At 58.0% G+C, this 26133-nt stretch carries 25 protein-coding genes and 1 pseudogene; 13 read left to right on the forward strand and 13 right to left on the reverse strand.

Annotated features, from left to right (window positions below):
- Window positions 1-11 precede the first annotated feature (11 nt).
- The 7 genes from paaK (at window position 12) to paaZ (ending at window position 7501) form a co-directional block, all read left to right on the forward strand.
- Complete coding sequence (paaK, locus tag HLUCCO03_RS14900; protein WP_027831092.1) at window positions 12-1322, forward strand: phenylacetate--CoA ligase PaaK; 1311 nt, start codon at window positions 12-14, stop codon at window positions 1320-1322.
- 329 nt (window positions 1323-1651) lie between these two features.
- Window positions 1652-2644 (forward strand): 1,2-phenylacetyl-CoA epoxidase subunit PaaA, encoded by a 993-nt coding sequence (gene paaA, locus HLUCCO03_RS14905; protein WP_027831091.1) that lies wholly within the window; start codon window positions 1652-1654, stop codon window positions 2642-2644.
- A gap of 17 nt (window positions 2645-2661) precedes the next feature.
- Window positions 2662-2943, forward strand: coding sequence for a 1,2-phenylacetyl-CoA epoxidase subunit PaaB (gene paaB, locus HLUCCO03_RS14910; RefSeq protein ID WP_027831090.1), 282 nt, complete (start codon window positions 2662-2664; stop codon window positions 2941-2943).
- Between the two features lie 12 nt (window positions 2944-2955).
- Window positions 2956-3720 carry a 1,2-phenylacetyl-CoA epoxidase subunit PaaC gene (gene paaC, locus HLUCCO03_RS14915; protein ID WP_027831089.1) on the forward strand — a complete coding sequence of 255 codons (765 nt, stop codon included), beginning with the start codon at window positions 2956-2958 and terminating at the stop codon, window positions 3718-3720.
- Entirely contained in the window at window positions 3704-4273 is a 570-nt protein-coding gene (paaD, locus tag HLUCCO03_RS14920) for a 1,2-phenylacetyl-CoA epoxidase subunit PaaD (RefSeq protein WP_036197296.1), read from the forward strand. The genes paaC and paaD overlap by 17 nt, the downstream gene beginning before the upstream one ends.
- Before the next feature lie 13 nt (window positions 4274-4286).
- Window positions 4287-5366: a 1,2-phenylacetyl-CoA epoxidase subunit PaaE gene (gene paaE / locus HLUCCO03_RS14925; RefSeq protein ID WP_027831087.1), complete on the forward strand. Its 1080-nt coding sequence runs from the start codon at window positions 4287-4289 to the stop codon at window positions 5364-5366.
- 89 nt (window positions 5367-5455) lie between these two features.
- A complete protein-coding gene (gene paaZ / locus HLUCCO03_RS14930) occupies window positions 5456-7501 on the forward strand; it encodes a phenylacetic acid degradation bifunctional protein PaaZ (RefSeq protein WP_027831086.1) in 2046 nt (681 codons plus the stop codon).
- Between the two features lie 122 nt (window positions 7502-7623).
- Here paaZ and HLUCCO03_RS14935 read toward each other — a convergent pair whose 3' ends face one another.
- The 6 genes and pseudogenes from HLUCCO03_RS14935 to HLUCCO03_RS14960 form a co-directional block, all read right to left on the reverse strand.
- Window positions 7624-8328, reverse strand: a complete 705-nt coding sequence (locus HLUCCO03_RS14935; protein WP_027831085.1) for an ABC transporter ATP-binding protein — start codon at window positions 8326-8328, stop codon at window positions 7624-7626.
- Between the two features lie 210 nt (window positions 8329-8538).
- Window positions 8539-8988 (reverse strand): annotated as a pseudogene (locus HLUCCO03_RS14940) (hemerythrin domain-containing protein); the annotation flags it as partial.
- Between the two features lie 17 nt (window positions 8989-9005).
- Entirely contained in the window at window positions 9006-9764 is a 759-nt protein-coding gene (locus tag HLUCCO03_RS14945; RefSeq protein WP_027831084.1) for an ABC transporter ATP-binding protein, read from the reverse strand.
- Window positions 9761-10768: a branched-chain amino acid ABC transporter permease gene (locus tag HLUCCO03_RS14950; protein ID WP_027831083.1), complete on the reverse strand. Its 1008-nt coding sequence runs from the start codon at window positions 10766-10768 to the stop codon at window positions 9761-9763. Before HLUCCO03_RS14950 ends, HLUCCO03_RS14945 begins: the two co-directional genes overlap by 4 nt.
- A complete protein-coding gene (locus HLUCCO03_RS14955) occupies window positions 10768-11643 on the reverse strand; it encodes a branched-chain amino acid ABC transporter permease (protein WP_027831082.1) in 876 nt (291 codons plus the stop codon). Before HLUCCO03_RS14955 ends, HLUCCO03_RS14950 begins: the two co-directional genes overlap by 1 nt.
- Window positions 11644-11722: 79 nt before the next feature.
- Window positions 11723-12880 carry an ABC transporter substrate-binding protein gene (locus tag HLUCCO03_RS14960; protein WP_027831081.1) on the reverse strand — a complete coding sequence of 386 codons (1158 nt, stop codon included), beginning with the start codon at window positions 12878-12880 and terminating at the stop codon, window positions 11723-11725.
- 305 nt (window positions 12881-13185) lie between these two features.
- On the opposite strand from HLUCCO03_RS14960, the gene paaX reads away from it, so the two are divergent.
- On the forward strand, window positions 13186-14148 hold the full coding sequence (paaX, locus tag HLUCCO03_RS14965) for a phenylacetic acid degradation operon negative regulatory protein PaaX (RefSeq protein ID WP_027831080.1): 963 nt from the start codon (window positions 13186-13188) through the stop codon (window positions 14146-14148).
- A gap of 64 nt (window positions 14149-14212) precedes the next feature.
- Here paaX and HLUCCO03_RS14970 read toward each other — a convergent pair whose 3' ends face one another.
- Window positions 14213-15367 (reverse strand): YbfB/YjiJ family MFS transporter, encoded by a 1155-nt coding sequence (locus HLUCCO03_RS14970; RefSeq protein WP_027831079.1) that lies wholly within the window; start codon window positions 15365-15367, stop codon window positions 14213-14215.
- Between the two features lie 45 nt (window positions 15368-15412).
- Window positions 15413-16201, reverse strand: coding sequence for a thioesterase family protein (locus HLUCCO03_RS14975; RefSeq protein WP_027831078.1), 789 nt, complete (start codon window positions 16199-16201; stop codon window positions 15413-15415).
- A gap of 197 nt (window positions 16202-16398) precedes the next feature.
- Between HLUCCO03_RS14975 and HLUCCO03_RS14980 the strand changes: the two genes are divergently transcribed.
- Window positions 16399-17910: a DEAD/DEAH box helicase gene (locus tag HLUCCO03_RS14980; RefSeq protein ID WP_292016732.1), complete on the forward strand. Its 1512-nt coding sequence runs from the start codon at window positions 16399-16401 to the stop codon at window positions 17908-17910.
- A 9-nt stretch (window positions 17911-17919) separates the two neighbouring features.
- On the opposite strand, the gene HLUCCO03_RS14985 is transcribed toward HLUCCO03_RS14980, so the two are convergent.
- The 4 genes from HLUCCO03_RS14985 to HLUCCO03_RS15000 form a co-directional block, all read right to left on the reverse strand.
- Window positions 17920-18435, reverse strand: coding sequence for a dihydrofolate reductase (locus tag HLUCCO03_RS14985; protein ID WP_036197289.1), 516 nt, complete (start codon window positions 18433-18435; stop codon window positions 17920-17922).
- A 433-nt stretch (window positions 18436-18868) separates the two neighbouring features.
- Window positions 18869-19708 carry a thymidylate synthase gene (locus HLUCCO03_RS14990; RefSeq protein WP_027831076.1) on the reverse strand — a complete coding sequence of 280 codons (840 nt, stop codon included), beginning with the start codon at window positions 19706-19708 and terminating at the stop codon, window positions 18869-18871.
- Window positions 19705-20493 (reverse strand): prolipoprotein diacylglyceryl transferase, encoded by a 789-nt coding sequence (lgt, locus tag HLUCCO03_RS14995; RefSeq protein WP_027831075.1) that lies wholly within the window; start codon window positions 20491-20493, stop codon window positions 19705-19707. Before lgt ends, HLUCCO03_RS14990 begins: the two co-directional genes overlap by 4 nt.
- A 15-nt stretch (window positions 20494-20508) precedes the next feature.
- Window positions 20509-21303, reverse strand: coding sequence for a sulfite exporter TauE/SafE family protein (locus HLUCCO03_RS15000; protein ID WP_027831074.1), 795 nt, complete (start codon window positions 21301-21303; stop codon window positions 20509-20511).
- An 85-nt stretch (window positions 21304-21388) separates the two neighbouring features.
- Between HLUCCO03_RS15000 and HLUCCO03_RS15005 the strand changes: the two genes are divergently transcribed.
- The 4 genes from HLUCCO03_RS15005 (at window position 21389) to dxs (ending at window position 25449) form a co-directional block, all read left to right on the forward strand.
- Entirely contained in the window at window positions 21389-22174 is a 786-nt protein-coding gene (locus HLUCCO03_RS15005; protein ID WP_027831073.1) for an NRDE family protein, read from the forward strand.
- Between the two features lie 48 nt (window positions 22175-22222).
- Window positions 22223-22477, forward strand: a complete 255-nt coding sequence (locus tag HLUCCO03_RS15010; protein ID WP_027831072.1) for an exodeoxyribonuclease VII small subunit — start codon at window positions 22223-22225, stop codon at window positions 22475-22477.
- Entirely contained in the window at window positions 22477-23376 is a 900-nt protein-coding gene (locus HLUCCO03_RS15015) for a polyprenyl synthetase family protein (protein WP_027831071.1), read from the forward strand. The genes HLUCCO03_RS15010 and HLUCCO03_RS15015 overlap by 1 nt, the downstream gene beginning before the upstream one ends.
- Window positions 23377-23514: 138 nt before the next feature.
- The gene (gene dxs, locus HLUCCO03_RS15020) at window positions 23515-25449 is read left to right on the forward strand and encodes a 1-deoxy-D-xylulose-5-phosphate synthase (RefSeq protein WP_027831070.1); all 1935 of its coding nucleotides are present in this window, start codon (window positions 23515-23517) and stop codon (window positions 25447-25449) included.
- A 25-nt stretch (window positions 25450-25474) separates the two neighbouring features.
- Here dxs and ribA read toward each other — a convergent pair whose 3' ends face one another.
- Entirely contained in the window at window positions 25475-26089 is a 615-nt protein-coding gene (gene ribA / locus HLUCCO03_RS15025; protein ID WP_027831069.1) for a GTP cyclohydrolase II, read from the reverse strand.
- Between the last annotated feature and the right edge of the window lie 44 nt (window positions 26090-26133).

Genomic DNA, 26133 nt, shown 5'->3' on the forward strand with positions numbered 1-26133 from the left:
AGGACCGAATCATGAGCTTACCACTCCAGAAAATTGGCAAACTTGACCGGATGGAGACCGCCAGCATTGACGAGCTCCGCCATGAACAGCTTCAGCGTCTGCGTTGGAGCCTGATTCACGCTTACACCAATGTGCCGTTCTACCGGAACGCCTTTGACCAAATCGGCCTTAAGCCGATGGACATCAATTCCCTGGAGGACCTGGCCAAGGTACCGTTTACCACCAAAGCGGATCTGCGCGACAACTACCCCTTTGGCATGTTCGCCACCCCGATGTCGGACGTGGTGCGGGTACACGCCTCCAGCGGGACAACCGGTAAACCAACCGTAGTGGGATACACCCAGAGCGACATCAACACCTGGGCCGACGTTGTTGCTCGCTCCATTCGTGCCGGTGGCGGCTCCCGCGGTGACAAGGTTCATGTGGCCTATGGCTACGGCCTGTTCACGGGCGGGCTTGGCGCCCATTACGGGGCCGAGCGCCTCGGATGTACGGTTATCCCCATGTCGGGAGGCCAGACCGAGAAACAGGTCCAGCTGATCAAGGACTTCCAGCCGGACATCATCATGGTGACGCCCTCCTACATGCTGAACATTGCCGACGAGATGGATCGCCAGGGCATTGACCCGCACAAGCTGCCGTTGCGTCTGGGCATTTTCGGGGCAGAGCCCTGGACCAACGCCATGCGCACCGAGATCGAGGAACGGCTCGGCATACAGGCCCTGGATATCTATGGCCTGTCCGAAGTCATGGGCCCCGGTGTTGGCATGGAGTGCGTCGAAACCAAAGACGGCCCCACCATCTGGGAAGATCACTTCTACCCGGAAATCATCAATCCGGAAACCGGCGAAGTTCTACCCGACGGGGAATACGGAGAGCTGGTCTTCACCTCGCTGACCAAGGTGGCCCTGCCGATCCTGCGCTACCGCACACGGGATCTCACCCGCCTGCTGCCGGGCACCGCAAGGCCAATGCGCCGGATCGACAAGATTACCGGTCGCAGTGATGACATGCTGATTATCCGTGGTGTGAATGTGTTCCCGAGCCAGATCGAGGAACAGGTGCTCAAGTGCGAAGCCCTGGCCCCCCACTACGAGATCGAAGTTTACAAGGAAGGCAACATGGACTGCGTGGATATCCGGACCGAACTGAAACCAGGAGCCACCGACAGCCCGGAAAGTCGCGCCGCTGCGGCCAAGGAACTGGCACACCACATCAAGTCCTACATCGGCATCAGCACCCGCATAGAAGTCGTCGAACCCAACCGCCTGGCGCGGTCGGAAGGCAAGGCCAAGCGTGTATTTGACCATCGCAAGAAATAGGTCTGCATGACCCGCGCAGAGCCAGCCGCCGCCCTTGCGGCTGGCTCTGCGCCACTCCATGCCCTGCCGCACCTGGCCCACTGACCGATTTAAATTTGCTTTCCCGTCGCTGATCTCAATAGCATTTAGTCACGTATCACATTTTTAATGATTAAAATCAACATGATAACCCCAATTAATCAATACGGCTAAAATAATATGACACACAAAGACTATTCTTGATATTTATTCAGTATCATATAATATGGACGTATTCGCCCTCTGATGTTATCCGAGGGTCCCAGTGTTCACGGAGCCACAGAACAACAAGCCCGATCCGGAGGTATTTTATGTACGCCCAGCTCGTTGAAACCGGCGCCAAGCGCCTGAAGACCATGGAAGAGATGTCGCCTGAAGAGCGCGAGTTTCAGGAAAAGGTTGACGCCGAAACCAAGATCGAACCCAAGAACTGGATGCCTGAAGGCTACCGGAAGACTCTGGTTCGTCAGATTTCCCAGCACGCCCACTCTGAAGTGGTCGGCATGCTGCCAGAAGGTAACTGGGTTACCCGGGCCCCTACCCTGAAGCGCAAGCTCCAGCTGATGGCCAAGATCCAGGACGAAGCAGGCCACGGCCTGTATCTCTACAGTGCCATGGAAACTCTCGGTGCAGATCGCGACGAAGAAATCGAGAAACTGCACCAGGGTAAAGCCAAGTATTCCAGCATCTTCAATTACCCGACTCTGAACTGGGCGGATATGGGTGCTGTGGGCTGGCTGGTCGATGGTGCCGCCATTGTCAACCAGGTGGTGCTGCAGCGTACCTCCTACGGTCCTTACTCCCGCGCCATGGTCCGCATCTGTAAGGAAGAGAGTTTCCACCAGCGCCAGGGTTACCAGATCCTGCTGGACATGATGCGTGAAGGCACCGAAGAGCAGAAAGCCATGGTGCAGGACGCCATCAACCGCCTGTGGTGGCCGGCCCTGATGATGTTCGGCCCGCACGATGACGAGTCTCCGAACTCGCAGCAGTCCATGGCCTGGAAGATCAAGCGCAAGAGCAACGATGAACTGCGCCAGATGTTTATTGACCAGACGATTCCGCAGCTTGAATTCCTGGGATGCACCGCGCCGGATCCGGACCTGAAATGGAACGAAGAAACCGGCCACTACGATTTTGGTGAGATCAACTGGCAGGAATTCTACGACGTTCTCAAGGGTAACGGCCCTTGTAACCGCGAGCGTATCAATACTCGCAAGAAAGCAATTGACGAAGGCGCATGGGTCCGAGAAGCGGCCGTCGCCTATGCCAAAAAACAAAAACAGCGCGCACAAGCCGCTTGATACCGGAGGAATGCAATATGTCTGAATGGCGCCTTTACGAAGTTTTTGTGCGGTCCAAGCACGGCCTGAACCACAAACACGTGGGCAGCGTGCATGCCTCTGACGCCGAGATGGCCATGGAAAACGCCCGCGATCTGTACACACGCCGTAATGAAGGGGTAAGTATCTGGGTCGTCCCCTCCGACACCATCACGGCCTCCGCATCCGACGAGAAGGAAGTACTTTTCGACCCGTCGGAAGACAAGATTTACCGGCACGCTTCTTTTTACGAGCTGCCCGATGAAGTCGGACACATGTAAGGAGCGGATACAATGACACAAGCAGAAGCCTTAAAGGAATACCTGCTGCGCCTGGCAGATTCCGACATGATCCTGGGCCAGCGGCTGTGCGAGTTATGCGGCAAGGCCCCGGCGCTTGAGGAAGAAATGGCGCTGATGAACGTTGCCCTTGACCTCGTTGGCCAGGCCCGCAACTGGTACGAGTACGCTGCCGAGCTGATTGATGATGGCCGCGATGCCGACAAGCTGGCATTCCGCCGCGATGCCCACAATTACCGCAACCTGCTGCTCACCGAGCAGCCCAACGAGGACTATGCGGTGACCATGGGCCGGCAGTTCTTCTTCGACGTGTGGCACTACTTCACGCTCAAGAGCCTGACCGAATCCAGTGATGAGCGCATCGCCGGAATCGCCGCGAAGGCTCTGAAAGAGGCCACCTATCACTTGCGTCGGTCCTCTGAATGGGTCAAGCGTCTTGGCGATGGGACCGAAGAAAGCCATAAGCGCATGCAGGATGCAGTGGATATCCTCTGGCGCTTCACCGGTGAGCTGATCACACCGGACGACACCGATCGTGTGATGGCCGAGGCGGGCATTGGCCCGGACCCTGACCAGCTGGCCAAAGACTGGCGCGGCATGGTCAACGAGGTGCTCACCCAGGCCACCCTGACACCGGGCGCCGAAGACGCCTGGATGTATATGGGCGGCAAGCACGGCGAGCACACCGAACACCTCGGTTTCATTCTGGCAGAAATGCAGTTCCTGCAGAGGGCCTATCCCGATGCCACAACATGGTGAGTCAGACCACAGGTCAGCAGTCGATATCCTGATTGCCAGTGATCGGGTGCCGGCAAACGCCCGCCCCGATCTGCTGACGGAGGACGACATCTGGGCACTTCTGGAGGAGGTCAAAGACCCGGAAGTGCCGGCAGTAAGCGTCGTGGAACTCGGCATTGTTCGTGCCGTGCGTTGGGACGGCAAAGAACTGTCCATTGACGTAACCCCGACCTACTCCGGCTGCCCAGCCACCGAGTTGATTGAGGAACTGATTACCGAGGCCCTGCGTGCCGCAGGCTTCCGGGATCCGAAAATCAATCAGGTGCTGACCCCTGCCTGGACCACCGACTGGATCACAGACGAAGGCAAAGAGAAGCTTCGGGCATTCGGAATCGCGCCGCCCGAGGGCAGCTCCAGCAAGCTAAGCCTGCTCGGCGAACCGGACGTCATTGCCTGCCCCCATTGTGGCAGCAAGGACACCGAACGGGTCAGCGAATTCGGATCCACCGCCTGCAAAGCCCTTTATCGCTGCAAGGAATGCCTCGAGCCCTTCGACTATTTCAAATGCATCTAGAGCCGATACGATCATGAATAAATTCTACTCACTGACCCTCAAAGAGGTCAGACCTGAAACAAGAAACGCCGTATCAATTGCTTTTGACCTGCCAGAAGATCTGGCGGACAAATTCAGCTACAAACAGGGCCAGCACCTGATTGTCAGAACGCAGATGGATGGCGAGGAAGTGCGCCGCTCTTATTCGATCTGCCGTAGCGTCAATGATCAGGAGCTGCGCATCGCGGTCAAACGGGTTGCCGGCGGCCGTTTTTCCACGTTTGCCAATGAGCAGCTGAAGCCCGGCCAGACGCTGGAAGTCATGCCGCCCCAGGGCCATTTCTCCATTGACCTGGATCCCGAGCGGGAAGGCAATTACCTGGCCGTAGCTGCCGGCAGTGGTATCACCCCGATACTGTCGATCGTCAAGACCACCCTGGAAACCGAACCCAAGAGCGAGGTAACGCTGTTCTATGGCAACAAGGCCACCAGCAGCACCATGTTTCGGGATGAGCTCCAGGACCTGAAGAACGAATACATGGCCCGCCTGAACCTGGTTTATATCTTCACTCGTGAAGAGCAGGACATCGACCTTTATAACGGGCGGATTGACCACGATAAGTGCGATGCCCTGTTTGATCACTGGATCAACGCCAAGGATCTCACCGCCGCCTTCATCTGTGGCCCCCAGCTGATGACCGAGGATGTCCGGGACTCGCTGCTTCGTCATGGCATGGACAAAAGCCGGATCCATTTCGAGCTGTTTACGCCAGTCGGTGGTGCTCCCCAGGCCCGTAAGGACAGGGCGCCGTCGAAAGTGGACCCGCAGTCCGTCAGCGAAGTGACCGTCATCGCCGATGGCCGTTCCCTGACCTTCCCGCTGGTTCGTGATACCAAGAGCATCCTCGAAGCCGGTAACGAGGAAGGTGCGGATCTGCCTTTCTCCTGCAAAGCCGGCGTTTGTTCTACCTGCCGCGCCAAGGTTGTGGAAGGCGAAGTGGAAATGGACCAGAACTTTGCGCTGGAAGACTACGAAGTGGAAGCGGGCTATGTGCTCTCCTGCCAGTGCTACCCGGTCAGCGACAAAGTGGTTCTGGACTACGACGAAATGTAGTTCCCAGCCCGCCAACAGAAAGACACTAGCAAGGCAAGCTCCGAGAAACGGGGCTTGCCTTGGTGTTTAAGTAACAAATGGAGTTACCCATGTCAGTCCTGAAAAGTTTCATTGCCGGCCAGTGGATCGGCGAAAAGCCGGCCAAGGCTTTGCCCAGTGCGGTAAACGGCGAGATCGTTGCCCACACCCACGACGACACCCTCGATTTCAAGAACGCCGTTGAGTATGGCCGCAAGGTTGGCGGCAAAAACCTGATGGCGATGGATTTCCAGGAGCGCGCCCTGGCCCTGAAGGCCATGGCCCTGTACCTGCAGGAACACAAGAAAGAGCTCTATGCGCTGTCCATGCATACCGGCTCCAGCAAAGCCGATAACGGCATTGATATCGACGGCGGTTTTGGCACCCTGTTCTCATACGCCAGCATGGGGCGGCGCGAGCTGCCTTCCGGTAACGTTGTGCACGAAGGACCGGTCACGCCCCTGGGCAAGAACAACCACTTTGCCGGCACTCACATTCTGGTTCCCCGCGGAGGTGTAGCGGTTCATATCGATGCCTACAACTTCCCGGTGTGGGGCATGCTGGAAAAGTTTGCGCCCACCTTCCTGGCGGGCATGCCCTCTATCGTGAAGCCGGCCACGTCTACCAGTTACGTCACGGAACTGGCTGTCCGTCTGATGCAGGAATCCGGCGCGCTGCCTGAAGGCAGCCTGCAGTTGATCATCGGCAGCACTGGGGACCTGTTTGATCACCTCGAGGAGCAGGACGTGGTCACCTTTACAGGCTCCGCTGCAACCGCCCGCAAACTCAAGAATCACCCGAACATCATCAACCGTTCGATTCCGTTCAATGCCGAGGCCGATTCGCTGAACAGTGCCATTCTGGCGCCGGATGTGACACCCGAGCACGAAGAGTTCGACATCTTTGTGAAAGAGGTGGGCCGCGAAATGACCGCGAAGGCCGGACAGAAGTGTACGGCTATCCGTCGTATCCTGGTACCGAAAGACCAGGTGGATGCTGTCTGTGAGAAGCTCAAGGAACGCCTGTCAAAAGTCACCGTTGGCGATCCCTCGGTTGAGGGCGTTCGCATGGGCGCCCTGGCCTCCATTGATCAGCTTGAAGACGTCAAAGCCAACATCCAGGAATTGCTGAAAACCAGCGAACTGGTCATCGGCGGCAATGGCGATTTCAAGCCGACCGGCGAAGGCACGGACAAGGGCGCATTCATCGAGCCTCACCTGCTGCTGTGCCGCAACCCTGAGAATGGTTGTGGTGCTCACGACATTGAGGCTTTCGGCCCGGTGGCAACGGTCATTCCCTACGACACCATCGAAGATGCGGTCTCCCTGTGTGCCAAAGGTCGCGGTTCACTGGTGACCACCCTGACCACCCGCGATCCGGCCATTGCCGGCAGGATTGTACCTTTGCTGGCAGCCTTCCACGGGCGCCTTCAGCTGCTGAACGCCGAAGCCTCCCGGGAGTCCACCGGCCACGGTTCTCCGCTGCCCATGCTCAAGCATGGCGGCCCCGGCCGTGCCGGTGGTGGTGAAGAGCTGGGCGGCATCCGCGCGGTACATCATTACCTGCAGAGGACTGCCATCCAGGGCTCCCCGACCATGCTGGCAGCGGTCACCCGCGAGTATGTCCGTGGTGCTGATCTGATTGAAACCGACGTGCACCCATTCCGTCGCCACTTTGAAGATCTGCAGATCAACGAATCCCTGCTGACGCACCGGCGCACGGTCACCGAGGCCGACATCGTCAACTTCGGCTGCCTGTCCGGCGATCATTTCTACATGCACTTTGATGAAATTGCGGCGCGGGACTCCCAGTTCGGCAAGCGCATTGCCCATGGCTATTTTGTGCTTTCCGCTGCGGCAGGCCTGTTCGTTTATCCGGGCGAAGGTCCGGTGCTGGCGAACTACGGTCTGGACACCCTGCGCTTTATTGAGCCAGTTGCCCCGGGAGACACCATCCGCGCAAGGCTGACCTGCAAGCGCAAGATCGATCAGGGGCGGACATCTCCGGACGGTCACCCCCAGGGTGTGGTGGTCTGGGACGTCCAGGTTCAGAACCAGAATGACGAGCTGGTTGCGAGCTACGACATCCTGACACTGGTTGCCAAGAAGCCCGAGTAACACCGGGCTTGCCAGATTTTCTCTCTGTCTTGGACCCCAGAGAGAAGGTCACAGGCAAATAAAAGGGGGACAGGTTTATCGACCTGTCCCCCTTTTATTTGTGCTTTATAAATGTCGGGCGATTACATACCCAGGTATGCTTCACGCACCTTCTCGTTACTGAGCAGTTCCCGGCCAGTGCCTTCAATCACTACCTTTCCGGTTTCCAGCACATAGCCACGGTCGGCCAGTGCCAGCGCCTGGGACGCATTCTGCTCGACCAGGAAGATGGTAATACCCTCCTCCTTCAGCTCTTTCACGATGTTGAAAATCTCTTCGATAATCAAGGGCGCAAGGCCCATGCTGGGCTCGTCCATAAGCAGCAGCCTCGGTTTGGCCATCAAGGCCCGACCCATCGCCAGCATCTGTTGTTGACCACCGGACAGCTCACCCGCCAGGTTATGGCGCTTCTGACGAAGGATGGGGAACTTGGTGTACATACGTTCCAGATCATCCATCACCTCTGGCGTCTTGCCACGGGTGTAGGCGCCGAGCAACAGATTGTCATGAACACTGAGGTCCTTGAACACCTGCCGGCCTTCTGGCACCTGAACGATGCCACTGGCGACCCGCTGATCAGCCGGGATCTTCGCCAGGTCTTTGCCTTCAAAGGTTATCGCGCCGCGATCCGTAGGCTGCAACCCGGAGATGGTCATCAGCAGGGTAGATTTGCCGGCACCGTTGGCCCCTACAAGCGAGACTATCTCACCGCTATTAATCCGGATATCCACATCGTGCAGCACCTCGATCTGGCCATAGGAAGTAACCAGCCCCTTGATGGACAGCAATTCCTGTTCAGCATGAAGCGCGGTGACCCGGTCTGCGTGCTTGAGTCCCAGCCCGCCGAACTTTTCCGGCGTATAACTGACAATCTGGTGCCGCAAATCCCGGAATTCTTCCCGCACCCGTTCCCCAAACAAGGGGTCATTTTCCACATCCCGTGCTTCTATGATCTGCTGCCAGTCTTCCTCGGTCAGCAGCTTCCGGGCCTTGGGAATAACCACACCCTCTTCCTTGCGGATGTGCTTGCGCAAGGCCTCAGTGAAACGCGCCAGAGCATGACTGAACTTCTCGCGCCCTTCCGGCCAACGCTCTTCGCACTCCATCAGTAACTGGCGCAGTTCCACCAGCTTTTCATGACCTATCACGTAGCCCTTGGCCAGCTTCTCCAGCAAGGGCGCGGTCTCCGGAGACTTCTCGCCAAGACGCTTGTAAAGCTCAATATCCGTGGGGGTGCTATGTACTCGCTGAGAGAAATGCTGAATGTAATCAAAAATTGTCGTCAGCAGCCTTTCATCCGGCCGCTGATCGTTGATATTCATATCACTCAGAAGCTGGTCAAGCAGATCAAGGATCCGCCACAGCGCCTGGTGTTCGTGCACGATAATTCTGACTGCCTGCTCACTGCGTGACCGGGCAGGCGCCATTTCAGTGTGTTGCTCGCTCATGTGAAATGTCTCCTTGCTCAGCCACCCAGATAGGCAGCAATAACATCAGGATTCTGACGGATTTCCTCGGGCGTGCCCTCGGCCAGAACGCGACCATGGTCAAGCACCAGCAACCGGTCGGATATACCCATCACCAGTTTCATATCGTGCTCAACCAGCATCACGGTTATGCCCTGATCCGCTATTTTCCGGATAAGGTCTTCCAGAGCCGCAGTTTCGGTGGCGTTCAGGCCTGCCGCAGGCTCATCCAGCAGGATAACCTTCGGTTCCGCCGCCAGGGCCCGGGCAATCTCCAGTCGCTTGAGCGCGCCGTATGACATGGCGGATGCTTCGGCACCCACGTACTGCCCACACCCCACGTATTCCATAAGTTCAGCGGCGCGCCTGTGCGCAGACTCCTCGTCCCGACGCAAAGACGGCAAGCGAAACAGGGTGGTGAACAGATTGCTCTTAAGCTGGAGGTGCCGGCCAAGCATCACATTCTCGATGGCGGTCATGTTCATACAGATCTGCATCTGCTGAAAAGTCCGGCACATACCCCGTTCCGCAAGCTGGTTCGGTTCCAGCCTGGCCGTGCTCTCACCGTTCAGCCGGATCTCACCCTTCGTGGGAATGTAGAGTCCGGTTATCAGATTGAACAGGGTGGTCTTGCCGGCTCCGTTCGGACCAATGACAGAATAAACCTGCCCGGCCTCGACGGCGAAGCTGACCCCTTCAACCGCATGGACACCACCAAAGGCCTTATCCAGCCCTTTTACTTCAACCAGCGCTGTCATGCCTCACCTCCCGCTTTCTTGCGCATTCTTCTGGAAACAATCGCAGTTAGCGTGGGTAACAGCCCCTTGGGCATGAAAATCATGGTCAACATCAGGATCAGACCGAACATCACTGTCTCCAGCTCCTGGAAGTCCGCCAGCACCTGCGGCAGCAGCTTAAGCACCACGGCCCCCAGAATCACTCCAAATGTCGATCCCATGCCACCGAGAACAACCATGGTGATAAAGAGAATGGAGAATTCGAAGCTTGCCACTGCTGGCGTAATAAAACCCTGGAAGTGGGCGTAGAGGCCGCCCATCAGGCTGGCGTAGATGGCGGAAATCACAAACACCAGGCTTTTATACTTTGCGGTGTTTACACCCACGACACTGGCCGCCACTTCGGACCCATGCACCGAGCGCAAGGCGCGACCAATCGGTGACTCAATCAGGTTCAGCGCAAACCAGACCGCCACCAGCAGCACGACACTGGCGAAGATATACCAGGCCTGGAAACCTTCAATGGTCAGCCCAAACAGTGAATACTGGCCAAACGCACTCAGCTCCCAGCCAAACACTTCAAGCGCGGGCACAGGCATACCGTCCGGACCACCTGTGAAGTCACGCTCGTTGTTCAGAATGATCGCAATTATAAAGCCCACGGCCAGTGTCGCCATGGACAGGTAATGCCCTTTGAGGCGCAGGATCGGCCGCCCGACAACCCAGGCAATAATGGCCACCAGGATAGCCCCCACCAAAAGTGCCGGCACGGAGGGCCATCCATAGGTTCCCGTTGCAATGCCGGAAAAATAGGCTCCCAGACCGAAAAACCCGGCGTGGCCGAGACTGATCTGGCCAGCGTACCCAACCAGCAGGTTCAGGCCAACGACGGTGGCCGCCAGAATCGCCATCTGGGTTACCAGCTCATAATGAAACGAGTTGGCCAGAAAGGCAGGAAGTATAATCAGAATCAGTGCGAGGACGATCAGTCCCCGGAGACGCGACTGCATAAACCGGTTCATCATCAGACACGCTCCACGACTTTGGCTCCGAACAACCCCCGGGGCATGAAGAAAAGCACCAGCAGAATCATCGAGAAGGCTACCGCGTCCTTGTAATCGGAGGAGATGTACCCCGCCGCCATCGCTTCCACGATACCCAGGGCGATCCCACCGACAATTGCGCCTACACCACTGCCCAGGCCACCAATTGCAGCCGCGACAAAGCCTTTAAGCCCCAGAATGATGCCAATGTCATAGGAGGTAAAAGTGATCGGTGCGACCACAATCCCGGCAACAGCACCAAGCAGGGCAGACACCATGAAAGCCAGCATCAGAACCATCTGGGTCCGGATACCAACCAGCCGGGCGGCTTCCTTGTTCATCGATGTCGCAAGAATGGCCTTGCCTGTCAGGGTTTTGGTAAAGAACAGCACAAGAGCCACGACCACTACAGCTCCAATGCCCAGAACCCAGAGGCTCTGGCTGTTCAGAACCGCACCAAATACCCGAATGGGCAGATCCGAACTGAAGTTCTGCATCACATGGTATTCCTTCCCCCACACCACCTGGGCAATACCACGGATAAAGATGGATGCACCAATGGTGATGATGATCAGGGTAACTACATCCGCCTGTTTGGCCGGTGCAATGGCCAGGCGCTGAAGGGCAATCCCCAGCACGCCGGCCAGAATGATGGCCAGCACGACCGCAAGCACCATGGGCACGCCCATTGCCGTCAGGGAAACTGTCGCCATACCTCCGATCATCAGAAACTCACCCTGGGCGAAGTTGATGACATGACTGGCGTTGTAAATCAGGGTAAAACCGAGGGCTATCAGGGCGTAGGTGGCACCGATAGTAATCCCGGTGAACAGGTATTGTAAGAATTCTGCGAGCATAACGGTGGTTCCGGTCGAACATCGGCTGGTGACTTACCCTGGATGAGCAGCCACCAGCCGCGAGACAGGTGAAAGGGAATCAGTTAATCAGTTTCCATTCGCCATTCTGGACTTCCAGAATGCGAAATGATTCTGCATCAAGGCCATTGTGATCCTCCGGCGACATATTGAATTCACCGGTTACACCCACATAGCCCTTGATGTTTTCGAGGGCTTCACGCACAGCTTCAGGGTCCGTGGAACCGGCCTCCTCAATAGCGCGCACCGCCAGCATCAGGCCGTCATAGGCGTAGGCACCAAAGGTAGATACCTTGGAGTCCCAGCGAGACTCATACTCTGCCTTGTAGTTCTGAACGACTTCTTTCTGGGGGTCATCATCCGGCAGGGAATCCGGAACCAGCAGCGGGGAGGCCGGCAAACGCAAACCTTCGGCAGAGGAACCAGCCAACTCCAGGAAGCCATCAGAAGCCACGCCGTGGGACTGGTAGAATGGAAGCTTCGTGCCCAACTGGGCATAGTTGCGGGTCACAATCGCAGGACCCTGGCCAAAACCGAAGTTGAGAACCGCCTCAACCCCTTTCGTGTTACGGATTTTAGTCAACTGTGCCGACATATCTGTATCAGATCCGCCGTAGGTTACGTCAGCGAGAACTTCCACGCCCATTTCCTCGGCGACTTCCAGGGTCTGTTTACGGCCAGAGCTGCCGAAGCCATCGGTGCCGGAGATAAGACCGATCTTGGTGATACCGCGGTCCTTCATGTCGGTCAGGATACGTTCTGCCGCCATCCGATCAGACTGGGGCGTCTTGAACACCCATTTCTTCACCGGTGTGGTAATAACTACTGCACCAGCGAGGGAAATGAATGGTAATCGGGCCTGCTCGATCAGCGGCACGGCTGCCATGGTCGCACCCGTAGTGCTACCACCAATGATAATATCCACTTCATCCGAGCGGATCAGGCGACTGGCAAAGTTTCGGGCCGAAGAAGAGTTGCCAACGTCATCATAGTGGATGAGCTCCAGCTCTCGCCCCAGTACACCGCCTTCTTCATTGATTTTATCGACGTACATCTCGAGCGTCTTAAGCTCGGGATCGCCAAGGAAGGATGCCGGACCTGTTACAGACAGGAACGACCCGATCTTGATTGGTTCAGCTGCCTGGGCACTCATCATCATAAGGCCGGCTGCAGCTACCGCTGCGCACTTTCCTGCGCGACGTATCATTGTTTTAAGCATTGTTTTTGTTCTCCCGAATTGTGCAGGGGCTTGAGTATGTTTTTGTTGATTCGTCCGTGACCGCAAATTTCCCGTTCTTCGCTCCCGGTAAATTCGATACCATTGACGAATATCAAACGAAGTTATTGTATCATAACTCTCGTGTCAACTGATTTCAGTGAGTCTGATGACGGCTTTTCAAGTAAAGCTGACACTGACGCAGCGCACCAGTGAGGCAAGCAAAAAGACAAACCTTTACCTGACACGTAAGACCCGGATAATACGCGCAACATGTTTCATTGATTATTATTTGCGAACCTAGGGCCATGACTGCAAAAAACCAGCTCGAGCTGCTTGTCGAAAACTTCCAGAAGAAACGGCCACTCCGCGCCGGCTCTCTTATCATTACCATCTATGGCGATGCCATCGTTCCCCGCGGTGGAAATGTCTGGCTTGGGAGCCTGATGAAACTGGTAGAACCCATGGGCATCAGCCAGCGACTGGTGCGAACCTCTGTGTATCGCCTGGTTCAGGAATCCTGGCTGCAAACCGAAAAAGTCGGGCGCTGCAGTTATTACAGCCTCACCGGCCCAGGGCTGCGTCGGTTCGAGCAGGCCTTTCAGCACGTTTACAATCTCGATACAGCAGAGTGGAACGGCAGCTGGTGCCTGGTCTACCTGAACCAGCTGACCCCGGAACTTCGCCAGAAAGTCAGGGAAGAATTGAAGTGGCTCAGCTTTGGCAGCATGGCTCCGGGGCTGATGGAGCACCCGAGGTTTACCCGCAGCGAACTGATCCCCATGCTGCAGGAATGGGGCGCACTGGAAGACACCATCGTGATGCAGACCATGCCTATGGAGCAGAAGAGCCCAAGAGCCCTTCGCCTCCAGGTTCGCGAAAGCTGGAACCTGGATGAACTCGGGGGTCGCTACAGGCGTTTTCTGAAGCAGTTCCGCCCTTTGTGGCGGGAACTCCAGTCCGAAGACACCCTCAGCCCTGAGGAATGCCTGCTGCTGAGGGTGCTGCTGATCCACGAGTACCGCAAGATACTACTTCGTGACCCTCTGCTGCCCGATGAACTACTGCCGGGCGACTGGGAAGGACGTAGCGCCAAGCAGCTTTGCCGCAACCTGTACCGTCAAATCTATGTACGCGCTGAGCAGTGGCTGGACGAGACCCTAGAGAATGCTTCCGGCCCTCTGCCAGGGCCCAATGAGAAGTTCTATAAACGCTTCGGAGGCCTGCGGGACTCAGGGGTTCTCAACGAAACCCTGACTGAAATGGAATAGAGGCATCCCGAAGCAGATTACCTCGGCCGCTATTGCCGGGAGGTTACGGACGCACCCTGCCCCCTTATTCCATTTTCCGCGCCAGATGCAGCATTACCACGCCAAGCGCCATCACAATCAGGGTCAGCCAGAGACCATTGGTGTAGTTACCTTCCACATCGGCCAGGTAGCCCACCACTGCGGGCGCCAGCATCTGAGCGATGCCATAACTGAATGTAAGCCGGCTCATAGGCCGGGACGGATTCTCGGGGAAAACCCGCCCCACCATAGCCAGCATCATACTGACAATACCGATAAAGCTGGCGCCATAAATCACGGCACTGAGTATCACGCTAGCCATTTCGGTGCTAATGATCAGCATCAGGATACTGACAGCGTTGAGGGTGTAAGCCAGATATAGTGCCAGCCATTGCCCCCATCTTCGTGAGAATACATCCCACAGCCAGCAGGCCGGTGTGGCAGCAAGGCCGACAATCAGCCAGATCAGCCAGCCGTGGCCGCTGAGCTGCGGCATGGCTTCCGCGATGGCCACCAGAAAGGTCGCTGTCACCACATAGCCCACACCCGCGCAAAAATAGGCCAGCTGTAACAGTCGAATAAAGCGGCTGCGCTCACTACCTGCGCCGTTACCCGCAGTTTGCGGCAGGGCGCAGGCCCGGTAGTCCGGCATCCAGCGCCAGGCTGGAACCAGCAGAACCAACGCCACCAGCCCGTAGACCACCCACTGCGCGTCCCAGGTGAAGGAATCCTTGATCAGCTCAGCCACCACCGCCGTCAGGACAATCCCGAGCCCTATACCAGAGAAGAAAACACCCAGTTCGGCTTTCTGATTGTTCTTGATCAACCAACTCATCAGCAGACCGGCCCCCAGCAACATGCCTGCTGAGGTGCTGAGCCCGGAAATGAACCGCAAAATGAACCACAACCACACATTGGTGGTGTACCCCATAAGAATCGTTGAAATCACTGCCACAACAAGCCCGAGCTGGTACAGCTGCACCTTGAGCCCGAGATCACTGATCCGGGTGATAAGCAGCGCGCCGGTAAGATAGCCGGCGTAATTCACCGTTGCCAGCATGCCCACCACGGAGGCGCTCAGACCAAGCGCGCCGACCATCTCGGGAATCATCGGCGTGTAGGAAAACCTGGCAATACCCACCATGACCACAACCGCGATCACGCTGGCCAACAGCACTTTCATCGTTTCAACTGGTTTCACGGGGATTCCTTGCTTCAAAAACAGGGCTGGCCGTTCGTATTGTGGTTAATCAAATACCGTTACCGTTTGCCGACTCAGAGCTACCAGCTCTCCGCGGGCGGTCCAGATACCTGCCTGGGTGTGGCCGTACCCTGCACTTGCCTGGTCAATCGAAGCCTTGTAAAGCAGCCAGTCTCCTGGCTCAAGAACCGGCCGGGGATGCACGATATCAAGCGCCCAACTCAGGGAACTGGTTTTCACCCGGGCTTTCACATAGGGCAAAACAGCAGGTGGCCACGCATCAACGAGGGCAATAATGTGGGCATCTGAAAAGGTTTCCGGGGTCTTCCTGAACTGCATCCAGCCCCCAAGCTCCCGACCACCTTTCCCACTGAACGGCAGATTACCAAAAGCCCAGCGCATTTCGATCTGCTGGATAAATTCCGGCGTAACCCCCTTGATATAATCCAGCCCCTTGCATTGGTCCACCGGCTTCGCTTCCGGAGCCGGTAAGGCGTCCACCTGAACCTCTGAATCCCTGTCGCCACCAAAACTGGCCAGAACCACCAACCTGGGCTCACCACCCTGAACAATGCGACCCAGCACCTGGCTGACCGCCTTACCTTCCCGCAGAATTTCCGCCTCGATCCTTGCAGGCTCCTCCGGCGTTACCGGGCCGACAAACGAAACCTGCATGGACCGCATCGGTCGGCCGGGAGCAACCATGTGTTCCATCCGGTCAAACACGAGCGCGGCAATCACACCGCCAAACGAGGCTCGCCCCTGGGCCCAGGAAGACGGGATGGCAACCTCTCCACCGCTTGCGGCCACTGCCAGTAACTGATCAAAATTCATCGACTTGCCTCATTAGCATCCTATTCAAACAATCCGGAGATTGCCCAATATCCGCCTGCAACGCAACCGGCGGCGCCGGCAACTACCTACAGCGGCTATGGTATTTGCCGTGTTAAAGACACGGGAAACCAGTTATAATCCCCGCCACATCATGCATTGCAATGCAATGCTCTACCCTTCGAATTCCGAGTAATTTAATGTCTGAACTGTCTTTTGCCGAACTCGGCCTGGATCCCGCTGTTCTTGAAGCTGTGACCGCCGTCGGCTACGAAACACCAACCCCTATCCAGGCCCAGACAATCCCGGCGTTGCTGGCCGGCAAACACCTGCTGGGTGTTGCCCAGACCGGTACCGGCAAGACGGCCGCATTTGCGCTGCCGCTGCTGAGCCGCATCGACGCCTCCGTCATGGAGCCACAGATTCTGGTGCTGGCACCCACACGGGAGCTGGCCATTCAGGTGGCTGAGGCATTCACCACCTATGCCAGCAAGTTCCGTAACTTCCATGTTCTTCCCATTTACGGCGGCCAGGATTTCTATCCCCAGATCAAGGGCCTGCGCCGTGGCGCCCAGGTTATCGTGGGCACCCCGGGCCGTATGCTGGACCACCTGCGCAAAGGCACTCTGAAGCTCGACAGCCTCAAGGCTCTTGTGCTGGACGAAGCCGATGAGATGCTGCGCATGGGCTTTATTGATGATGTGGAAGCGATCCTGGCAAAAACACCGGAAAGCTGCCAGCGCGCACTGTTCTCGGCAACCATGCCGCCGCAGATCAAGAAAGTTGCCCAGACCTATCTGCGCGACGCCACGGAAGTAAAAATCGAAAGCGAAACCCGCACGGTGGAGCGCATTTCCCAGTTCGTGCTGCCGGTATACGCCGAGCGCAAGCTGGATGCCCTGACCCGCATTCTTGAGGTTGAGCCGATTGATGCGGCCATCATTTTTGTGCGCACCAAGGCGGAAACCACCCTGCTGGCCGAGAAGCTCTCAGCCCGCGGCCACGCCGTTGCACCGCTGAATGGTGATCTTAACCAGCGCCAGCGCGAGCAGACAGTAGAGGATCTCAAGCGCGGCAAGAAAGACATGATCGTGGCGACCGACGTGGCGGCCCGTGGCCTGGACGTACCCCGTATTACCCACGTCATTAACTACGACGTGCCTTACGATACTGAAGCCTACATTCACAGGGTTGGCCGAACCGGCCGCGCCGGTCGTGAAGGCAAGGCCATTCTGCTGGTCACGCCACGGGAACGCAGCTGGCTGCGCACCCTGGAGCGGGCGACCAACTCGCCGATGCAGTCTTATGAGCTTCCGTCTCCAACCGACCTCAAGAAGATGCGTGAGGAACAGTTCGAGACCCAGCTGATGGGATTTGCCGAGGATGGCAAGCTGGCCAAGGCCATGGCCCTGCTGGATGAGATTGCCGAGCGCAACAACATGGATACGGCGATGGTCGCCGGTGCCCTGGCATGCTGGCTGGAAGCCTCTCAGCCGGGCTCGCTGCCTCTGGAGCAACCGGAAGCATTGCCGGTGGTTTCCGCCACCGCGCCGCCGCGTCGCGATCGCAAGGGTGGTCGTCCGGGCGGCAAGCCGGGATACAAGCCCGGCTTCAAGAAAGGCCCCAAGGGCCGTGGTGGCCCTGGCCCGAAAGGCAAGCCCCCGGGCAAGGGTGGCAAACCCGCCGGCAAGCGCCCGCCCCGTCAGGCGTGAGCTAGTCGCTCACGACTGATTCAGGCGCTGATAGACTACAAAGCTGTAGTCATACGGGTTGTTGTCGGACGCGGAGAAATCCTCCCGTCCGATTTCCTCCCACTCATCCCAGTTTACCTCCGGAAAATAGGCGTCGCCTTCCACATCAGCGTGTACCTGGGTGATGTAGATCCGGTCCACCATCGGCAGGGCTTCGGCATAAATCTGCCCGCCACCGATGATCATCACCTCATCTCCACCCTCGATTTCGGCCTGAGCTTCGGCTTTCACCAGCGCTTCTTCCAGTGACTTTGCAGCCACGGTCCCAGCAGGCGCTTCCCATTCCGGATTCCGGGAAATCACCACGTTCATCCGTCCGGGCAATGGCCGGCCAATGGAGTCCCAGGTTTTCCGCCCCATGATGATAGGCTTGCCCATGGTGGCCTGCTTGAAGTACTTCAGATCCCCTGGCAGATACCACGGCAGCTTGTTGTTCCGGCCGATGACCCGGTTCTGGGACATGGCCACTATTAACGCTTTTCTCATCGGTAGACCTCTTATTCTGGAGTTGCCAGCTTTTTATCTCGGGGGCTGCAAGAGGGCGGGATAACCTGTCCAAAAAACGCCTCGAGGCATCCATGCGCGGCTTGGGCTCCGCCATCCATGGCTCCGCACATTTTTGGACAGGTTATCCCGCCCTCTTGCGATTCGGCCATGGATTCAGCCGGCCAAAAATATACTGCGAACAATGCACTTCTAAATTTTTCTCAGTGTAAACACCACCGACCTGACCAGAGCCTCCCGGTAAGCGAACTCGACAGGTCGACCGCAGGGCAGTGGGAGGGGGCTGCCGAAAATGTGCGGAGCCATGGATGGCGGAGCCCAAGCGCACATGGATGTGCTCGTAGCGTTTTTCGGCAGCCCCCTCCCACTGCCCTGCAGCCCCCAAAGTTCCGGGCGAGCCCAGGCCAGAGGCTACTTAAATGGCAATAGGCGCCTTAATGCCGGGATACGGGTCATACCCGTCAAACTCGAAGTCTTCCAGTTCGTATTCAAAGATTGATGAAGGCTTCCGCTTGATGACCAGCTTTGGCAACGGCCGGGGCTCGCGCTTCAGCTGCTCGAATACGATATCGTCGGTCAGGTGGTTCTGGTAGAGGTGGCAGTCACCGAACGTATGGACAAACTCACCAACGTCCAGATCGCACTGCTGGGCGATCATGTGGGTCAGCAGTGCATAGGAGGCAATGTTGAACGGCACACCCAGGAACAGGTCGGCGCTGCGCTGGTAGAGCTGGCAGGAAAGCTTGCCGTCGGCCACATAGAACTGGAACAGGCAGTGACAGGGAGCCAGCGCCATTCGCCCCTGGCGGACGTTATCCTGGGGGCCGATGGATTCGTCCGGGAGTTCCGCCGGGTTCCAGGCAGAGACAATCAGCCGTCGGGAGTTGGGCTTGTTACGGATCTGGTCGATCAGGTCGCTGATCTGGTCGACGGTGCTTCCATCCGGGCATTGCCAGCTGCGCCACTGTTTGCCGTAGATGGGACCGAGGTCACCGTTCTCCAGCGCCCATTCATTCCATATGGACACCTTACGTTCCTTGAGCCAGTTGTTGTCAGTGGAGCCCTGGAGGAACCACAGCAACTCCTGGATGATGCTGCGCAGGTGGACCTTCTTGGTGGTGACCAGAGGAAACCCTTCCTGCAGGTCGAAGCGGATCTGGCGGCCGAAGACCGAACGGGTACCAACGCCGGTGCGGTCGCCGCGGTCCATGCCGTTGTCCACCACGTCTTTCATCAGGTCGAGATAGGCTTTCATTCAGCGTTTCTCCGGTAAGCAAAAACAATCAGTCCGGCACCCGCCAGGATCATCGGGAATGATAACACCTGCCCCATGGTCAGCCAGTCAAAAGCCAGGTAGCCCAACTGGGGGTCTGGCTGGCGTACAAACTCCACCAGGAAACGGAAGATGCCGTAACACATCAGGAACAGGCCGGACACCGCCATGCGGGGCCTGGGCTTTGAGGAGAACCACCACAGGATGATGAAGAACAGCACGCCTTCCAGGGCGAACTGGTAAAGCTGGGACGGGTGCCGCGCCAGGGCATCCGGAGCCGTGCGGAACACCATGCCCCAGGGTACATCCGTGGGCTTGCCCCAGAGCTCGCCGTTGATGAAGTTGCCGATTCGGCCGGCGCCAAGGCCGACAGGCACCAGCGGTGCGACGAAATCCGCGATCTGCCAGAAAGTGCGGTCCACCTTGCGGCCAAACCACCAGATGGCAAACATCACGCCCAACAGACCACCGTGGAAGGACATGCCGCCTTCCCAGACCCGCAAGAGCATCAGCGGGTCGGCCGCAAAGGAGCCAAAGTTGTAGAACAGCACATAACCGAAGCGCCCGCCCAGAATCACGCCAAGGGCGATGTAGAAAAGCATGTCACCCATCTGTGTTTCGGTGATTGGCGACCAGGGTTTACGGGCGCGGATGCGCCCCAGCCACCAGCCCACAAGAAATCCGACCAGATAGGTCAGGCCATACCAGTGTACTTTCAAAGGCCCGATGGAAATTGCCACCGGGTCAATTTGCGGATGCTGGAGCATCAATAACCCCTCAGGTCATAACAGAAAACGGATACCCACCACGATCAGAACCATGGCAAATATTTTTTTGAGTAACGCCGCATCAAGGCGGTGAGCCAGGTTGGCACCAACCCGGGCGAACAACACGCTGGTCAGGACAATACCCAGCAATGCCGGCAGATAGATAAACCCCACGCTGAGCTCGGGCAGGTGAGGGTTCTGCCAGCCGGTACCGATGTTGGCCAGCGCACCGGCAACGGCAATGGGCAGACCACAGGCCGCCGAGGTTCCCACAGCCTGCTGCATTTTCACATTACACCAACTCAGGAAAGGAACCGTCAGTGTGCCGCCACCGATCCCGAATATGGCCGACGCCCAGCCAATACCGGCCCCTGCCACGCCTAGCCCGGCGGTACCGGGCACATCACGACCCGGCTTCGGATTAACCTCCAGCAGCATCTTCAGCGCCACCAGGATGACAAACACACCGATAATCAGTTCCAGCGCATCGCCGGTGAGAATCGACGCTGTCCAGGCTCCGAGTATCGCCCCGATGACGATACCCAGGGTCATGGGCCGAAAAACATCCCAGCGCACAGCCTGGTGCAGGTGATGGGAGCGAATGGAACTGACCGAGGTGAATACAATGGTGGCCAGGGAGGTGCCCACCGCCAGATGTACCGCGATTTCACTACTGATCCCCTGCAGACCAAAACTGAAGATCAGCACCGGCACAATCACCAGCCCGCCACCGATACCAAACAGTCCAGCCATGGTGCCCGCCAGGGCACCCAGCGCCAGATAGAGACCAATTACCGCAATCAGGGTCATACTCAGCCACACCCAGAGATCAAAACAGGCTGGTATGATACACACCGATGCATCTTTGTTCACTCGCGAAGGATGAGCCCGTCTCATGTGCCTGATAGTTTTCTCCCTGCGACAGCACTCTGACTTTCCTCTGGTGGTGGCTGCAAACCGCGACGAATTTTTCCGGCGCCCTACCGCCGCCATGGACTGGTGGAACAGTGAAACCGCCGGGAGGGAAGTGCTTGCCGGTCGGGATCTGCTCTCCGGTGGAACCTGGCTCGCCGTTGACTCCCGCGGGCAGGTTTCCGCCGTTACCAACGTGCGGGAAGGCTCCCAGATGCCCGGCACCCACTCCCGGGGCGAGCTCCCGCTGATGGCCCTTGCCGAAGACAGTACTGCGCTTGAACCGCGCCTTCAGGAACACAAGGGCCTTTACTCCGGGTTCAACCTGGTCAGCCTGGACACACAGCACGGCTGGTATTTCAGCAACCGGGATGCTCACCCCGGACGCCAGGTTCACCGCGGCACCTACGGCCTCAGCAATCATTTACTGCAAACTCCCTGGCCCAAGCTGCTCAGGCTGAGGAACTCGGTCACCAGCCTGCTTGAGAGCGCTGATTCAAATCATACCGGTGAACTCCATCAACGCCTTATTGGGCGCCTGCAGGACACCACCCCGGCGCCGGACCATGAATTGCCGGATACCGGCGTCAGCCGGGAATTCGAGCGGTTTCTCTCGTCACCGTTTATCATCGGCAGCGATTACGGTACCCGCGCGACCACCATCGTCACCGTCAGTGCCCGCGGTGAAATCCGCGTCACCGAGCAGGTTTGGGGCCCGGAGGGCAAAAAGGAGGACGCCAGGGAGTTCTGCTGGCAGCGGCGGGCCTGAAGCTTTGATATAATCCGCGAAATTCCGCGAAGCAACCGGAGGCCCTGTATGGCCGGTGAAAAAAGCACGGCGTCCATCGCCGACTTTGAAAAGTCCCTGGATGAACTGGAAAAACTGGTCCGTGACCTGGAACAGGGCGAACTGTCCCTGGAGCAATCACTGACAGCGTTCGAACGGGGCGTAAAGCTGACACGGGAATGCCAACAGGCACTCAAGACCGCGGAACAGAGAGTGGAACAACTGGTCGAAAACAGCGACGGCACACTCCAGACAAGGCCCTTCAACCCGGACGAATCTGCCTGATGTCAACTGAGAACACCCGTCTGGAGACATTTCTCGAACATTGCCGCAACCGGACAGACACGGAACTCGAGCGCCAGCTCTCAGGCGCCGGCAGCGGATCCGAGCGCCTTCAGCAAGCCATGCGATACAGCGTACTGGGCGGCGGCAAACGCATTCGCCCTGCCCTTTGCATGGCCTCCGCAATTGCAGTGGGCCAGCCGGCAGACAGCGCGATCATTCCGGCGTGCACCCTGGAGCTGATCCATGCCTATTCACTGATTCACGATGACCTGCCGGCCATGGACGATGATGAGCTGCGCCGGGGCCGGGCCACAACCCATATTGCCTTTGACGAGGCCACTGCCATTCTCGCAGGCGATGCCCTGCAGACCCTGGCGTTCGGCTGGCTGGCGGACGCCCCCGGCCTTGACGATCAGGTCCGGCTGGCCATGATCCGGGAACTGGCCACTGCCAGCGGGCACCTGGGCATGGTGGGCGGACAGGCTATTGACCTGGAGTCGGTTGGCAAACGCCTGACCATCGACCAGCTGGAAACGATGCATCGCCACAAGACAGGCGCCCTGATTGCCGCCAGTGTGCGCATGGGCGCCTTGACCGCGCCGGATGTGAGCGACGACCAGCTGGCAGCGCTTACCATTTATTCACAAACCCTCGGGCTTGCATTCCAGGTCCAGGATGACCTGCTGGATATCGAAGGTGACACCACGGTCATCGGAAAACCCCAGGGCTCGGACATGGCCCGGGCAAAGCCCACCTACCCTTCATTGCTGGGCACCACAGGCGCCAGGGACTACCTGGCACGACTGCTGGACTCGGCACTGGCCAGCCTGGACGGGTTCGGCACGGAAGGCGACATGCTCCGGGAAATGGCCGGTTACGTGGTGGCCCGTACCCATTGATCCACGACGGTGCTGGGATGCACACTGACCGTGAAGGACTGAGTGGAACTGAATGGCCCAATCAGTATGAAACCGGGTCCCTTCATCCCCTATAATAGAACCCACATTTTTTGAAACATCCGGAAAAGACCCGAGCAGATGCAGGACACATATACTTTCAAGGAAATCCCGTCAAAACGGCCCAATACGCCGTTGCTGGACAGGGTTGATACTCCCGCACAGCTGAGAGAGCTGGCGGACGACCAGCTGACCCAGCTGGCGCGGGAGCTGCGTGCATTCCTGCTGTGGTCGGTAGGGCAAACCGGAGGGCACTTTGGTGCCGGCCTGGGGGTTCTGGAACTGACCGTTGCCCTGCACTACGTTTTCAACACGCCGGAAGACCGACTGGTGTGGGATGTAGGGCACCAGGCCTACCCACACAAGATTCTTACCGGCCGCCGCGAGCGTATGAACAGCATTCGTCGCAAGGGCGGCCTCGCGGGCTTCCCGAAACGGGCAGAAAGCGAATACGACACCTTTGGTGTAGGGCATTCCAGCACATCGATCAGTGCTGCCCTTGGAATGGCCATCGCTTCCCGCATGCAGGGCACCGGCCGCAAAAGCATTGCGGTTATCGGCGATGGAGCCATGACCGCGGGTATGGCCTTTGAGGCGCTGAATCACGCCGGCCATCTCCATGCCGACATGCTGGTTATTCTCAATGACAATGACATGTCCATCTCCCGCAATGTGGGCGGGCTGTCGAATTACTTTGCCAAGCTTCTGGCCAGCCGCACCTACAACCAGGTCAGGGACAGCAGCAAGCGGGTGCTTCAGGGCGCACCCCACCTTATGGCACTGGCCCGCAAGACCGAAGAACACTTCAAGGGCATGATTGCCCCGGGAACCCTGTTCGAGGAGCTCGGTTTCAACTACATCGGCCCCATCGACGGCCATGACCTGCCTTTACTGGTAGAAACCCTGGAGAATATCCGCGAACTGGACGGCCCGCAGTTCCTCCACGTTGTAACCACCAAGGGCAAAGGGTTCGCGCCAGCCGAAGCCGACCCCATTGGTTACCACGCCATCAACAAGATCGAGCCGGTACCTCCCAGCAAGCCGGAGCCGGTAGTACCCAAGCCGTCGAAGCCCAAGTACGCCAATGTTTTTGGCCAGTGGCTGTGTGATGCTGCGGCAGCCGATGAACGCGTTGTGGGTATCACCCCTGCCATGTGCGAAGGCTCGGACCTGCTGGCGTTTTCTCAACGTTTTCCCGACCGGTATTTCGATGTGGCCATTGCCGAGCAGCACTCCGTCACCCTGGCGGCCGGCCTCGCCTGTGACGGCGCCAAGCCGGTTGTCGCGATCTATTCAACCTTCCTGCAGCGGGCCTATGACCAGCTGATTCACGATGTAGCCATACAGAACCTGGATGTCCTGTTTGCCATCGATCGCGCAGGCCTCGTGGGTGAAGACGGCCCCACCCACGCAGGTGCTTTCGACATCAGCTATCTGCGTTGCATCCCCAACATGATTGTGATGGCACCGTCGGATGAAAACGAAACCCGCCAACTGCTGCACACCGGCATGCTTTACGACGGGCCTGCGGCGGTGCGCTATCCCCGGGGAACCGGGCCTGGGGCGGAGATCATCAGCGAACTCGCTCCCCTGCCAATCGGCAAGGGCCGCAGGGTCAGGGAAGGCGCAGGGATTGCCATTCTGAATTTCGGAACACTGCTGGCACCGGCGCTGGAAGCTGCGGAAGCCCTGGGGGCGACGGTGGCGGATATGCGCTTTGTGAAGCCCCTGGATGAAAACCTCATCCTGTCACTGGCAGAACAGCACGATCTGCTGGTAACCATTGAGGAAAACGCCATTGCGGGCGGCGCCGGCAGCGCCGTGACGGAATTCCTCAACAGCCACGATGTCAGCCAGCCGGTATTGCAAATCGGCCTTCCGGACACCTTTATTGATCATGGCAAGCACGGCGAGCTGCTGTCTTCCTGCGGGCTGGATGCCCAGGGCATTCAACGAACCATTGAAGGCCGCCTGGAGCGAATGAAATACAACCTGTCACTCAAGGCGGTGAAATAAACGGTAAGCGGGTACTGTCAGAAGGTCAGAGGGCGGGATCGTCGTCCTGATGGGTCTCGAACCAGTGCCCAAGCTTGCTCTGCTTGGTATTCAGGTAGTGTTCGTTGTGGGGATTGCGCCCCACGTGCAAGGGCACACGCTCGGCAATCTCGATCCCGAGCTCTGTGAGAGCATCCACCTTGCGGGGGTTGTTGGTCATCAGCCTGAGACTGCTGATCCCCAGATGCTCCAGCATGTCCCGGCACATACTGTAGTCACGCAGATCAGCCGCGAAGCCGAGCTGCTCATTGGCTTCAACGGTGTCGGCGCCCTGATCCTGCAGATTGTAGGCACGAATCTTGTTCAGCAGGCCAATACCCCGCCCTTCCTGGCGCAGATACATCAGTATGCCCCGGCCTTCCCGGGCGATGCTGCGCAGGGCCTCCTCGAGCTGGTAGCCGCAATCACACCGCATGCTGTAAAGGGCATCGCCAGTCAGACATTCGGAGTGGGTACGCGCCAGCATGGGCTCGGGGCTGCCAAGGTCGCCCAACGTCAGCGCCACATGCTCCTTTCCGGTATCAGGCTCCTCGAAGCCATGCATGTCGAAAACGCCGAAAGGGGTAGGCAACCGGCATGTCTGAATGTAACGAACGGCCACAGTGTTTCCTCGTGGTTCAGTCAATCGGGCCGCGCATTCTATCA

The organism is Marinobacter sp. HL-58, from assembly GCF_001314605.1.
In the GTDB taxonomy this organism is placed as follows: domain Bacteria; phylum Pseudomonadota; class Gammaproteobacteria; order Pseudomonadales; family Oleiphilaceae; genus Marinobacter.